General features: G+C 49.9%; 7 protein-coding genes. 5 read left to right on the forward strand and 2 right to left on the reverse strand.

The genetic code is table 11. The features are described from left to right. Positions 1-43 precede the first annotated feature (43 nt). Positions 44-2,635, reverse strand: a complete 2,592-nt coding sequence (locus tag J4864_RS05120; RefSeq protein WP_211813958.1) for a glycoside hydrolase family 84 protein — start codon at positions 2,633-2,635, stop codon at positions 44-46. Positions 2,636-3,768: 1,133 nt separating this feature from the next. Between J4864_RS05120 and J4864_RS05125 the strand changes: the two genes are divergently transcribed. Together J4864_RS05125 and J4864_RS05130 are read left to right on the forward strand one after the other, a co-directional pair. Next, complete coding sequence (locus tag J4864_RS05125) at positions 3,769-6,342, forward strand: TonB-dependent receptor (protein ID WP_211813959.1); 2,574 nt, start codon at positions 3,769-3,771, stop codon at positions 6,340-6,342. 913 nt (positions 6,343-7,255) lie between these two features. Next, entirely contained in the window at positions 7,256-7,543 is a 288-nt protein-coding gene (locus J4864_RS05130) for a hypothetical protein (protein ID WP_246479378.1), read from the forward strand. 190 nt (positions 7,544-7,733) lie between these two features. Here the strand turns inward: J4864_RS05130 and J4864_RS05135 are convergent, their stop codons facing one another. Next, positions 7,734-8,939, reverse strand: a complete 1,206-nt coding sequence (locus J4864_RS05135; RefSeq protein WP_211813960.1) for an MFS transporter — start codon at positions 8,937-8,939, stop codon at positions 7,734-7,736. Between the two features lie 331 nt (positions 8,940-9,270). Here J4864_RS05135 and mnmG point away from each other — a divergent pair, with 331 nt between their 5' ends. From mnmG to uvrC, 3 genes are all read left to right on the forward strand, one after another. After that, positions 9,271-11,142 carry a tRNA uridine-5-carboxymethylaminomethyl(34) synthesis enzyme MnmG gene (gene mnmG, locus J4864_RS05140; RefSeq protein WP_211813961.1) on the forward strand — a complete coding sequence of 624 codons (1,872 nt, stop codon included), beginning with the start codon at positions 9,271-9,273 and terminating at the stop codon, positions 11,140-11,142. 141 nt (positions 11,143-11,283) lie between these two features. After that, entirely contained in the window at positions 11,284-11,814 is a 531-nt protein-coding gene (locus J4864_RS05145; RefSeq protein ID WP_013670782.1) for an adenine phosphoribosyltransferase, read from the forward strand. 304 nt (positions 11,815-12,118) lie between these two features. Next, the gene (gene uvrC, locus J4864_RS05150; RefSeq protein ID WP_211813962.1) at positions 12,119-13,948 is read left to right on the forward strand and encodes an excinuclease ABC subunit UvrC; all 1,830 of its coding nucleotides are present in this window, start codon (positions 12,119-12,121) and stop codon (positions 13,946-13,948) included. The last annotated feature ends 36 nt before the right edge of the window (positions 13,949-13,984 follow it).

The following is a 13,984-nucleotide window of genomic DNA, read 5'->3' on the forward strand; positions in this document are numbered from 1 at the left end:
AAAGCGAAGCCTGCCTGCCGGTCTTTCCGACCGGCACAGCCGCTTACTTTCTCTTTGGAATGATCTCGTACACCTCAGACTTCCCGACCAGCTCGATACGGGCCGCACCCTTTGCGACGGCTGCCGTAAAGAACGGCTCACTGTAACTTGTCTCCGCCTTCAGGCGGTTGCGTCTGTCGTACTGACGCAGGCTGACGCTTCCTCCTTCGGGCAATGAAAGGAGGAAAGTGTACGAGGTCGTACCGTGCGGCACTTCAAACGAAACGGCACCCGTGTTCTTGAAGGCCGTACAGGGACGATGGTCGAAGGCCAGAAGAACACCGTCTGATGCAGCGGCATCCCCGCCGAAAGCAAGGGAAGCCCCGGCCGCAGGAGTCACCACGAACGAACGTATGGAAGCCCAGTTGGTACGTTCGGAATCGAGCCTGCGGAGACGGATATAGCGCATCTCTACCGGCTCGCCAGCCTTCCACAGGACATCATACCGGTTACGCATATCTGAAAGAAGCGGCTGCCATGTCTTTCCGTCAACGGAACACTCCAGCGCAGCATGGTCGTAGAAGTCGCTGTCGTCCTTGGAATTCCTGCCCTGCAGGATGTGTACCTCGCGCACCGCCATTGCCTCGGGAAGGGCGACACCCATCCAGTCACCCGCCTTCTGGCTCTCTCCGGAGGTATAGAACGTAGTGCTGTCGCCGTCAAGCATCAGACGGCTTTGTGTCGTCGCAAGACTCCTGTAAGTTCCGATTCCGTGCAGCGTAAAGGCCTTTTCGCCCGACTGCTGCTCGTAGAACGCATCGGCGAGGTCGGCCATGGCACACGCATAGAACGGCTGCAGCTTCATGGTTCCCGACTTGTGTGCCTCGTACGCTTTTTCCTCGGCGGGCGTCATGCGGTTCTGCACATACGCCTTCCAGAAGGCGGCAGCGTCTCCCGATCGGTAGAGGTCCATCAGTTCGATAGACTTCTTGCCACGCTCGCCGAGCTTGCCGAACTCCGTCAGCCACGGACGAAGCTCCTTGATAAGCAATGTATCGGTGCAGCCTGCCTCGATTTCGGCAGGGGCCTTTGCGACACGTTCGAACTCTTCATAAAGCCGGTCACGCTTCTCCTTTGTGTAATCAGCGAGCCGGAAGGTCTCGGTCTCCCATGACTCGTCGCGGCGGTAGCCTGTCTCCGTATCGGCCGAATGGATGGCGAACGTGCGGTAAGCCTCCTTTGCACGGGGCATCATCACCTCCAGGCCACGTTCCCAGCTGTCAATCGGGTTGTAGTCCTTCGGATTCCACGTGTAATCGGCCACGCTGTAAAGCGAGAGCTTCGAGGCCTCTCCATGTTCCATCGGGTTGCTGACAAGTCCGCACATATCCCTGTCTGTGAGCGAGGTGTCCAGTCCGTAGACCGGCCCCTGCAGGATAAGATTGCGCACATAGTCGGTAACGGCGTAGTTCCACCAGAAGAGAGCAGGCCGCTTGATGCGGCTGTCCACCCAGTCGAGCGTGCTCTTCGTCACGTCACTGCACACGACATCACCCGTCCAGAACACCCGGACAGAGGGGTCGAGCGTCCTTCCATAGATGCTCAACGGCCCGTCTTCACCCGGTTTCGCCCACAGTCTGGAATAATCGGTAGGGCAGATAATCAGCGGAGAAACGTCACCCTTCGCCTTTACAAACTCCCTGGTCAATCGGTTCAACAGCTCGACCTGCCTGTCAGGATTGGTTCCTTCACCCTCAATGTCATCGAAGAAGATGGCGAACGAACGCACACCGTCAGCATACATGAGGTCGAACTTACGGACAAGGTTCTGATAGTCTTCCTCGTTCCACTTGATATCCTTGCCCGGATGGATGGCCCAAACGAAATCTACACGATTCCGTTTACAAGCGTCAACAAGTTCTTTGATGTTCTTTTGTTCGCGTTCGGGATAAGGCAGACGCCAGTTGGGCGAACTGTGATAAGGGTCGTCCTTCGGGCCGTAGATATAGGTGTTGAGCTTGTACCTGCCGTAGAAGTCGATCAATGACAGGCGTACGGCGTGCGACCAGGGCGTACCGTAAAAGCCCTCGACCACGCCGCGGTAAGGGAATACCGGTGCGTCCATTATCTTTATACAGGGAAGTTTCTTTCCACCTTCCACTGACGGGTTCTCCATGATCTGGCGCAAGGTCTGTATGGCATAGAAGACACCTGTATCGTCAAAGCCGCTGATATCGATTCCACTCGGAGTTATCTGCAGTATATAGGCACCTGGAACATTCTCCACACCATTGACCGACGGCATCTTGCCATAGGCCGCCCGCAAAGGAAAGCCTTGCTTGTAGTGCGGAGAGCGGACGTTGAGAAGAGGCAGGAAGTCAAGGTCGTCGTCGTAAGGCCTTTCACTGTCATGCTTCGGGACGACAGTCCGGATGCCGCCGCTGATGTCCACCGTCTTCTCTCCCGCCAGCTTCATGTAACGTGGGGTAGGATTGATGACAAGTCCGTGATGGTCCATCTTCTTGCCGGGAACAGGATTTACCAGCTGTACTTCCGAACGCTGGCTGCCTAAGTCGAATTCGTTGTCCTGCGCCTGGGCTGCCGTAAGTGTACACAAGCCCACGGCGAAAGTAACGAAAAGTCTCTTTTGTTTCATGTAGGTTCTTAATATTTTGCTTCCGACTGCCACATACTTCCGCATAGGGTCAAGTCGATAAAAATGGTAACACGATTGCTTCCCTTTCTGTAAACAAGGGATTCTACCTGCAAAGATAAGGAATTAAAATGGATTTCGCCCATCATCAGTCTCCCAAAAACAATAAGGAAAGAATTATTTTCCGCGAAAAGAAACAGTTTCTTTCATGAAAATGGCTTTGTAATCAACAGTATTCCGTTCAGGAAAGCAGCTGATGAAAAGAAACCGACAGGGGACCTTTACGAGCTGGAAAAGATGGATTTACAAACACAGAAGTCGTAGGATAAAGATTCATAGAGACTTTGTCAATACGTAACTATTCAGCTGTATGTAGTATTGAACATCTGCGACAATGACTTGTCGGATGGTTGTATTCCGACTGCACGCTGCGCAGTGTATTGCATAAATGATGCCCTGATGTAGCCAGAGGTGTTCAAATAAACTGCAGTCGTTCAGGATTTTTGATCCAATCACCCCCATGACCGGGGAGAAGAAATGCCCTCCGGAATCAAACATACCTCCATCAGATTATCAGCAGATTAAAGGACAATGCGAAAATCGGTGCTTAATTGCGTTTCAAGTAAGCCTTAGTTGCGAGTGAAGTAAGGCTTGCTTTCAATGCAACCGGGCATCATGTTATTTTCCAAGTATGATTTCATTGATCTGAAACCGGACGTTTCTTCTGTTCTGTTCATTGGGATTTATCGGTATTCGGAGCCGTAGGATTTTCCAATGAACGGTTTGGGATGAAACGGCCTTTCGGGTGTTTCGCTGCTGCTGGGAAAATCAGTATTGATAGCGAAGAATTACGATTACGACTGTGAAATCACTAAAAAAGGGTAAATAAAAATAGCTCGTAAAAATCATATAATCTAAGTATTGTGAATAACATGCAGGGTTCATACCTTTGCAATGGAAATTACATAGAGGGAGAAACAGCCGGTTATGCCGTTAAAAACAGTGTTCTCAACCTGATTTTCAATAGAGAACCGATAAGTCCGTTCCAGGATGCAAAGCCCCTATAAACCAACACTATTCATTGTAGTGACTAAATATATGTCTTCAAACAAAACATTCACAATCAAAAAGCAAATATGGATAAATTATTAAAACTGTTGTTATTGTCAACTTTAGCACTTCCGGGAAGTGCCACGGGCAAGCCTGCTTCGAGCACAAGCACCGTGAACAACCGTCCGGTCCAGATTCTGGCGGCAACGAAAAACATGCTAACAGATGATGACAAGGACAAGCCCGCACACATTGTAGGACACGTGCGTGACGCTTCGACGATGAAGTTCCTGCCGCATATCCTGGTGAAAGTAAAGGGCACACATATTACAGCCATGACAGATGTCACCGGCCATTACATGCTCAAGAACCTGCCTGTCGGCGATCTGGAGATTGAGGTTTCCATCATGGGGTATGAAACGCAGGTGCATAAAATCACCACAACGCCGGACGGGACTTTCCCAAGCGACTTTGAGATGGAGCCTGCCGTAATCAACCTGAATGATGTTGTCGTCTCCGCTACCCGCAATGTAACAAAACGAAGGTTGGCACCAACCTTGGTGAATGTGCTCGATGAAAAGATTTTCAACCGCACACAGAGTTCGTTCCTCTCGCAGGCTTTGAAGTTCCAACCGGGGCTGCGTGTAGAAGACAACTGTCAGAACTGTGGTTTTTCACAAGTCAGAATCAACGGTCTGGACGGGCCTTACTCGCAGATACTGGTGGACTCCCGTCCCGTGTTCAGTGCCCTTGCGGGTGTATATGGATTGGAGCAAATACCCACGAACATGATAGAACGTATAGAAATTATGCGTGGTGGTGGAAGTGCCTTGTTTGGGTCTTCGGCAATAGCAGGTGTGATAAACATCATCACCAAAGAGCCTGCATCATCCTCGGCAAGCCTGTCGCATGAGATCAGGGGTATCGGCGGATTAAGTACTTTTGAGAACACATCCAACATCAATGCCACGTATGTAACGGACAACAACAGAATGGGCTTCTCCATATTCGGCCAGATTCATCACCGTTCGCCCTATGATTACGACAAGGACGGGTATTCTGAAATGCCTAAACTGCACGGAAACAATGTGGGATTGCGCACATTCTTCTACCTGTCTGACTGTTCCAAGCTGACAGCAGAACTGCATAACACACGTGAGTTCAGACGTGGCGGCGACCGTTTCGACTATGAGCCGCACGATGCACATGTGGCTGAACAACTGCGGCACAACAACCTGACAGGAAGCATCAACTACACTTTCTTCTCCAAGGATGAGCACCACAGGCTGAATGCCTTTGCATCATTCATGAAGGTAAAGCGGGAGAGTTACTACGGAGGAGGGGCGAAAACAGTTGAACAACTGCTGGAGAAAGCAGGAGATGCCACAACCCCTTTCACGCCGGACGACGCCCTTGAACTGAAGAAAAGGATGGCAAGCTATGGCCGTACAAACGGGTCAACCAACGTTTTCGGTCTGCAATATTCATGCAATATAGACAAGTTGCTTTTCATGCCTTCAGAACTGACATTGGGATTGGAGTACAACGGTGACAGATTGAAAGACAAAAGCGGATTCAGGTCAGAAGCCATAGACCAGAACGCACACACGACCTCGGGATACATTCAGAACGAATGGAAAACGGAACGTTGGAGTTTCCTTGTCGGAGGACGACTGGACAAGCACTCACTGGTGCGGCACGTGATTGTTTCTCCTCGTGCAAATGTACGGTTCAACCCTACCAAGGACATTGTTCTTCGGGCTAACTACAGCTCCGGTTTCAGGGCACCGCAGATCTTTGATGAAGATCTGCATGTGGACAATGCCGGCGGTGACCTCATCATCATCCAGAATGCTTCCAATCTGCATGAGGAGCGCTCAAACAGTTTCAGCCTGTCGGCAGACTGGTACAAACAGCTCGGACAATGGCAGTTGAACCTTACGGGAGAGACTTTCTATACCCAATTACGGGATGCTTTCACGCTGACACAGTCGAGAATAACAGATAAATCGGGCAAGGAACAAATCCTGAAAACACGCAGCAATTCCGATGGCGCAAAGGTGATCGGAGCAAGTATCGAAGGGCGGTTGGCATACCCGCAGCTGCTGTCTATACAGCTGGGACTGACCTGTCATCAAAGCCGGTGGGACAAAGCACAGCAATGGAACGAAAATGATGCCTACACGACACGACGCATGTATCGCAGCCCGGACGTCTATGGATATTTCGTTTCAACATGGAATGTTACGAAAAGCCTTGACCTGACCCTTACCGGGAACTTCACCGGCAGCATGCTCGTAGGGCATGAGATTCCAACGGAAGAGGACGGAAAGACATTGGCTATGGATGAGTATTTAGGAGCCATCTCTGCCAATATAGCTTACGACAGGGTAATGTCCGGAGAAGGACAGACGAATAAGATAGGAGAGGTGTACGGACCGCGAACTTTCAAGACACCTACATTCATGGAGCTGGGCTTGAAAGCAGAATACTCCTTCCCGATATACACCTACTATCAGGCAAAAGTTTTTGCAGGCATACAAAACATTTTCAATGCCTACCAGAAAGACTTTGACAAAGGCTACAACCGGGATTCGGCATACATCTATGGCCCCATGTCGCCGAGAAGTTTCTATGCCGGTTTCCGGCTGACCTTCTGAAAGCTGATGAGTGCGGCGGAAGAATGAAAATCAAGAACTTTTATTCTGTAAGCTGAGTTCTCCCAGGAACGAAAAAAGCCCGTTATATCACTCGGAGACGAGTTTATAATGGGCTTTTCAGGTTCTTGCGCTATGGATATTCGCAAACGAGTGCCGACATTTCCATGCAAGCCACTCCACTTTTCAGAAGCTCCGTCTTTCCATAACGGAGGAAGAAAGGAACACGGAGAAATCGATTCTTCCGTCAAATGCGTGGATGCTTTTCACATAGCTTTCACGGAAGAACCGAAGTGATTCAATAAACAGAAACATAGCCAGGACTGTCAACCGGCTATTCTTTCACCATCCTCCGATACAAAGCCCTTTTCATTTTAATTGGAAATGCAGCTAAGATTCTGAAAAACCATTACATAATTTCAAACAAATCATCTGCAAATATGAAAAAACCGTGCAAAAAGCAGACTTGTAACCAGCAGTCAATCAATTGGTTGTCAAGCCGTCCAAAACAGGTGCTTGATTGGACTCCAAAAGGGCGTTGGTAACACGCTGAAAGGGCACCAGTTGCAGGTCAATCAGGCATCTTTTAGAAGCCAGAAGAGCATGTGTCAGCTTTGGTTGCATGAAAACTGTTTACAAACACCGATGATATGGGAATAAGTTGTCTGTAGAAGACGGAAAGACAGGCCGATGGACAGGCCATCGTATCAATTTGTCTTCCTGCATTTTATCCTGTAGTTTATCCTCTCTTGTAAGACCGCCTGATTCAGGACAGTCATACCATGCAAGTGCATAAGCCTTTATTCTATCTCCAATCTATACATTTAACGGAAGCCCCCCAGCACTATTCTCTTTAGGCGATACACTGGCGAAGGCTGAAAAGCTGTCAAATTATTAGGGGCCGACAAAAGATTAAATGTCATGGAATGCTATGCGTGGCTTCCTCTCAACCGGCAAGCCCGCTTCGCCTTTGGGGAAGCCCCTACCCTATCAGATAAAGTACGTCGGTCTTTGCCTTCTCCTGCGGGTCGTTTCCATCCGGAGAGCGACAGACGGAAGGCGCACAAGCCGTCAGCACGACTGGGTGTCAGCCGTCAGCACACAGGCAGGGAGACAAGGTCCGATTCCCGTCACGTCCATGCGTACAGCAGAAAGAAAGGAAGAACCGACTTATACGGAAAGGATTTACCAGACAGCAATATAATGCGATTGAAAAACAACACTTCCTTACAATCGATTCCGACACCTATTTGCTAATGAAAGAAGGACGGGTCAGGGTCACAAAGCAGGTTCTGTAAAACTACCTTTGACGGCGGTCGATACACCTTATCGGCGGTCGGCCGGTGCAGCATATCCTGGACATGCCCTCCATCAACATACAGATAAACGCCGGCTCATACACGCTTCATCTTTGGCAGACAGATGGCCATAATGCCTAACAACGGGAGCAATGTGCTGACTTTGAAGACAAAAAGAATACTTGTCTGGTCGGCCAGCCAACCGAAGAACGAACTGCCCAGCCCACCAAGACCAAACGACAGCCCATAGAAGATACCGGCTATCGTCCCGATATGATTGGGCATGAGGTCGGTGGCATAGACCAATATGGCGGAAAAGGCCGAGGCTATGATGAGACCGATAACGGCTGACAGAACAACCGTACCGGCAAGGCTTCCCACATAAGGGAGCAGGATTGTGAAAGGGGCCGCACCGAAGATAGAGAACCATATTACGTATTTCCGCCCATAGCGGTCGCCTATCCACCCTCCGAGAAGTGTCCCGACGACCTCTGCTGCCAAGAAGACAAACAGACAGAGTTGGGAATATTGGATAGAGACGCCGAACTTCTCGATCAAGAAGAACGTGAAATAGCTGGTCATGCTCTCCGTATAGAAATTCTTGGAGAACATCAACACGAACAGGATAAACACAAAACCGTAAATCTGCCGGCGGGTGTAGCTCTTTGCCGTGGTCCATTGCGGCCGTCTCCGCCTACGGACCTGCTTTAATTGCCTTACGTGCCATTTCCCAATATAAACCAGAATAAAGGCCAGGAGAAGAGCTATGAACGCAAACCAACGCACACCGCCCAGGCCGACCGGTATCACGATGAGTGCCGCAAAGAGAGGGCCTATTGCAAAACCGCCATTGCCGCCTACCTGGAAAATGCTCTGTGCCAACCCGTTTCTGCCACCGGAGGCTTGCTGCGCCACCTGCGAACCTTGCGGATGGAAAACAGAAGAACCTAATCCGAACAACGACACCGACAACAATATGACGAGGAAACTATCGGCATACGACAGCATGAAAATACCGATGAGCGTAAAAACCATGCTCACGGGCAATTGCCACCAGCCATGATGCCTGTCGGCATATAGCCCGACAAACGGCTGTATGATGGAAGAGGTCAACTGCAGGACAAGCGTAATGATGCCTATCTGGAAGAAGGATAAGCCGAACTCTTCTTTCAACATCGGATAGATTGCGGGAAGCATCGAATGCATCGTGTCGTCTAAAAGATGGCAGAAGCTTACCGTGAGGAGAATACCGAAAACGGTGCGTTCTTCGTTCTCCTTTCCTATTTTACTGTTCATCCCCATTTTCTTCGTTTTTACAGTTAAGCATGCAAAGGTACATCTTTTTTGAATAGACAAAGAATGCTTGACAGAATAACTGCATCCCCCGCAGTTTACATGTTCCTTTGTTTCCCATGTTTCTCTTGTTCCCTCACAGGACAATGAGTTCTCGCGATACAAGATCGTACCGGCCTCGGAGCTGCATGGCTGCAGAATGAACTGAAGAGAGGCATTTCCCAAGGAACTTTACAAGGAACTTTTCCTCCCATAATCTGTTTGTAATTCGATTTTATTTCTTAATTTTGTGACGTTTTAAATTAGGGGTGTTGCGCCCCTATACTTTTGTAAGAAGACGATGAAATTCAAGTATGATGTACTTGTTATCGGCGGTGGACACGCAGGTTGTGAGGCTGCTACGGCAGCCGCCGGCATGGGTGCAGACACTTGCCTGGTGACAATGGACATGAATAAAATCGGGCAGATGAGCTGTAACCCGGCCGTAGGAGGAATTGCCAAAGGACAGATAGTCAGGGAGATAGATGCTCTTGGAGGCTATATGGGACTGGTAACCGATGCTACGGCGATACAGTTCCGTATGCTGAACCGGTCCAAAGGCCCTGCCGTATGGAGTCCGCGCGCACAGTGCGACCGTGGCAAATTCATCTGGGAATGGCGGAAAAGACTTGACCAGACGGATCATCTTGACATCTTTCAGGACCAGGCTGACGAACTGCTGACAGAGAACGGCAGGGTATTGGGTATCAGGACAATATGGGGTATCTGCCTGTATGCGCGGACAGTAATCGTCACCGCCGGCACCTTCCTCAACGGACTGATGCACATCGGCAGACGGAAAGTGGAAGGCGGACGATGCGCCGAGCCGGCTGTCCATCACTTTACGGAAAGCATCACGCGCCACGGAATCCGCTCCGAACGCATGAAGACAGGCACTCCTGTGCGCATAGACCGCCGTTCGGTTCACTTTGACGAGATGGAACCGCAGCCGGGAGAGACAGACTACCATCAGTTCTCTTTCTTCGGTCCGCACCGGCAGCTTCCGCAGCTTCCCTGCTGGACCTGCAACACAAACGAGCAGGTACACGAGGTGCTGCGTAGCGGACTGGCAGACTCTCCCCTCTTCAACGGACAGATTCAGAGTACAGGGCCACGCTACTGCCCTTCCATAGAGACGAAACTCGTCACCTTCCCTGACAAGCATTCGCATCCGCTCTTCCTCGAACCGGAGGGTACGGACACGAATGAAATGTATCTCAACGGCTTCTCTTCGAGCATGCCATGGGAGATCCAGCTGGAGGCCATACACAGGATTCCGGCTCTGCGCAATGCTAAGATCTACCGGCCGGGGTATGCCATCGAATACGACTATTTCGATCCTACGCAGCTGAAACACTCACTGGAATCGAAAATCATAGACGGACTGTTCTTTGCCGGACAGGTAAACGGTACGACAGGATACGAAGAGGCTGGCGGACAAGGTACGGTTGCAGGGATCAATGCAGCCCTGCTTTGTGCCGGCAAAGCACCTTTCGTAATGAACAGGGACGAAAGCTATATCGGCGTGCTGATTGACGACCTCACGACAAAGGGGGTCGACGAACCTTACCGTATGTTCACCTCGCGTGCGGAATACCGTATTCTCCTGCGCCAGGATGATGCCGATGCCCGCCTGACAGAACAGGCCTACCGCCTCGGCATCGCCAGACGCGACCGATACGAATGGTGGCTGCAGAAGAAAGAACACATCAGCCGCATCACCGACTTCTGCAACAACACCTCGGTAAAGCCGGATGTTGTTAACGGCCTTTTGGAACAGCTGGGGACTTCTCCGATAAAAGGTGCGGCCAGGATTACCGACCTCGTAGCCCGCCCGCAGGTGAACTTCGAGAATCTATCAGCTGTTGTTCCAGCTCTGAAAGAAGCCATCGAAGCATCCCCCAACCGTCAGGAAGAGATTGCGGAAGCTGCGGAAATAAAGCTGAAGTATAAGGGGTACATCGACCGTGAGCGTGTGTTCGCCGAAAAGATGCACCGACTTGAGGACATAAAAATAAAAGGATATTTCGATTACGGCAGACTTCACGACCTCTCGACAGAGTGCCGGCAGAAGTTAGAACGAATACAACCGGAAACACTCGCACAGGCAAGCCGCATCCCGGGAGTAAGCCCAAGTGACATCAATGTGTTGCTCGTCCTCATGGGAAGATAGAACGCATAGAGACGGAAACACGCATACAGAGACGGGAAGACTCCATTGCCAAAGAGCGGATACATGCCCCTATGACAACAAGCATGCACGTGGTTCCACGTGAAACAAACGCATAAAACGAAACAATATAACAAACTGAAAATGAACAAAAAACTATTATTGGACAACCTCCGGTGCATCCCCGACTGGCCGGTCAAGGGAGTCAACTTCCGAGACGTAACCACCCTGTTCAAGTCACCAGAAGCTCTTCAGGAAATTACAGATGAGATGGTCGACCTTTACAAGGGGAAAGGCGTGACAAAGATTGTGGGCATTGAGAGCCGGGGCTTCGTCATGTCGTCAGCCGTAGCCACACGCCTCGGTGCCGGCATCGTGCTCTGCCGCAAGCCGGGAAAGCTCCCCTGCGAAACTGTACAGGAAAGCTATGCCAAGGAATACGGCGTAGACACCATCGAGATTCACAAGGATGCAATCAATGAAAACGATATTGTCCTGCTGCACGACGACCTGCTGGCAACAGGTGGAACAATGAAGGCGGCGTGCGACCTTGTCAAGAAGTTCCACCCGAAGAAAGTATATTGCAACTTCATCATCGAACTACACACGGAGTTTCCGCACAGCCGTGAACAGTTCGACAAGGATGTCGAAATAAGCTCGCTGCTCCGATTCTAAGCGGTGACGGAACTGTAAGGAAGACAAATCCCAGCCTTCTTTGGACAAGGAAGGGAATAAGAAGAAAAACAAAAGAATGAGGAGCTGCCAACAAAAGGGGCTGCTCCTCCTTGCTTTAAGACAATGCTCTCGCTCCCAGCCTACCGATGCCCAATTTTAATCGGCCATACCCGCTATTGATACTCCACGGCCTATCAATGTCCATAAATGATTATCCCTTTCCGCCAGCTCATAGCTTTTCGAGTTCACGTTCCACGTGAAACGAAATTGCTTAGAAGCCCTTTATACAAAGGAGTTACACAAAATGAATAAAGAAGACAACTTGAAGCGATTGGCTTATCTGAGGAACATTGTACTCAATATGCCAGAGAAGCCGGGCACCTACCAGTTCTATGACGTAGAGCATACTATCATCTATGTCGGTAAAGCAAAAAACCTGAAGCGTCGTGTGTCATCCTACTTTCACAAAGAGGTAGACCGTTTCAAAACAAAAGTACTGGTTTCAAAGATCCATGACATCTCCTACTCTGTCGTCAATACAGAGGAAGATGCACTGCTGATAGAGAATCAGCTGATCAAACAGTACAAGCCGAAATACAACGTACTGCTCAAAGACGGGAAGACTTATCCCAGTATCTGTGTAACGAACGAATACTTTCCCCGTATCTTCAAGACACGAAACATCAACAAGCGTTACGGCACTTTCTACGGCCCTTACAGCCATATCGGCAGCATGTACGCCATTCTTGACATAATAAAAAAGGTGTATAAACCAAGAACCTGCCGTTTCCCCATCACGAAAGAAGGCATAGAACAGGGAAAATACAAGCCCTGCCTGGAATACCATCTGCATAACTGCGGAGCGCCTTGCATCGACAAACAAAGTTATGAAGACTATCAGGAAGCGATACGACAGGCCCGGGAAATACTGAAAGGAAACACGCGCGAGGTACAGAACATACTCAAACAGCAGATGGAGAAATATGCTGAAGAACTGCGGTTCGAGGAAGCAGAACTGTGCAAACAGCGTTACATGGCTCTCGATAATTTCGCAGCAAAAAGTGAAATCGTAAGCCATACGATTACAGATGTCGATGTATTCACGATTGTCGATGATGAGGCAAGGAAGAATGCCTTCATCAATTATATTCATGTAAAGAACGGTGCAATCAACCAGAGCTTCACGTACGAATACAAGCGGAAACTCGATGAAACCGATGAAGAACTCTTGAATGAAGCCATTCCGGAGATCCGTGAACGCTTCAACAGCACGGCCAAGGAGATCATTGTCCCCTTTTCGCTTGACTTCAAGGTGAAGGATGCCGAGTTCTTCATTCCTCAACGCGGCGACAAACATCATCTTTTAGAACTTTCTGAGATGAATGCAAAGCAGTACAAGTTCGACCGGCTGAAACAGGCGGAGAAGCTGAATCCGGAGCAGAAGCAGACCCGACTGATGCGGGAACTGCAGGAAAAGCTGAAATTACCGGAGCTGCCTTACCAGATAGAATGCTTCGACAACTCCAACATTTCAGGAACGGATGCAGTCGCAGGGTGCATCGTCTACAAGGGCATGAAACCCTCCAGGAAAGACTACCGCAAGTACAACATCAAGACCGTGACCGGTCCTGATGACTATGCCTCCATGCAGGAAGTCGTAAGACGACGCTACAGCCGGATGCAGGAAGAGGGCACTCCCCTCCCCGACCTCATCATCACCGACGGCGGAAAAGGGCAGATGGAGGTCGTAAGAGCGGTCATCGAGGACGAGCTCCACCTGCACGTCCCTATCGCCGGCCTTGCCAAAGACGACCGCCACCGTACCAACGAACTCCTCTACGGGTTTCCCCCGCAGACCATCGCCTTGGACATCAAAGGCGAACTGTTCAAGGTCCTGACGCAGATACAGGATGAAGTGCATCGTTTCGCCATCTCCTTCCATCGAGACAAACGCTCCAAGAGCCAGCTGCACAGCGAGTTGGACAATATAAAGGGAATCGGACCGAAGACAAAGAATCTGCTACTCAAGAAGATGAAAAGTGTCAAGAGAATCAAAGATGCTGATAGTCAGGAGCTAATAGACATTGTCGGTACAAGCAAGGGCAACATCGTTTACAATTATTTTCACAACTGATAACCGAGAAGTCAAATAAAAATCGTATATTTGCCG

The organism is Prevotella multiformis, from assembly GCF_018127985.1.
Taxonomy (GTDB): domain Bacteria; phylum Bacteroidota; class Bacteroidia; order Bacteroidales; family Bacteroidaceae; genus Prevotella; species Prevotella multiformis.

Bases quoted from the DNA above. Each gene is read 5' to 3' on its own strand.
- J4864_RS05145 (WP_013670782.1), top strand. From the start codon at position 11,284: ATGAACAAAAAACTATTATTGGACAACCTCCGGTGCATCCCCGACTGG.
- mnmG (WP_211813961.1), top strand. From the start codon at position 9,271: ATGAAATTCAAGTATGATGTACTTGTTATCGGCGGTGGACACGCAGGT.
- J4864_RS05125 (WP_211813959.1), top strand. From the start codon at position 3,769: ATGGATAAATTATTAAAACTGTTGTTATTGTCAACTTTAGCACTTCCG.
- uvrC (WP_211813962.1), top strand. From the start codon at position 12,119: ATGAATAAAGAAGACAACTTGAAGCGATTGGCTTATCTGAGGAACATT.
- J4864_RS05135 (WP_211813960.1), bottom strand. From the start codon at position 8,939: ATGGGGATGAACAGTAAAATAGGAAAGGAGAACGAAGAACGCACCGTT.
- J4864_RS05130 (WP_246479378.1), top strand. From the start codon at position 7,256: ATGTCATGGAATGCTATGCGTGGCTTCCTCTCAACCGGCAAGCCCGCT.
- J4864_RS05120 (WP_211813958.1), bottom strand. From the start codon at position 2,635: ATGAAACAAAAGAGACTTTTCGTTACTTTCGCCGTGGGCTTGTGTACA.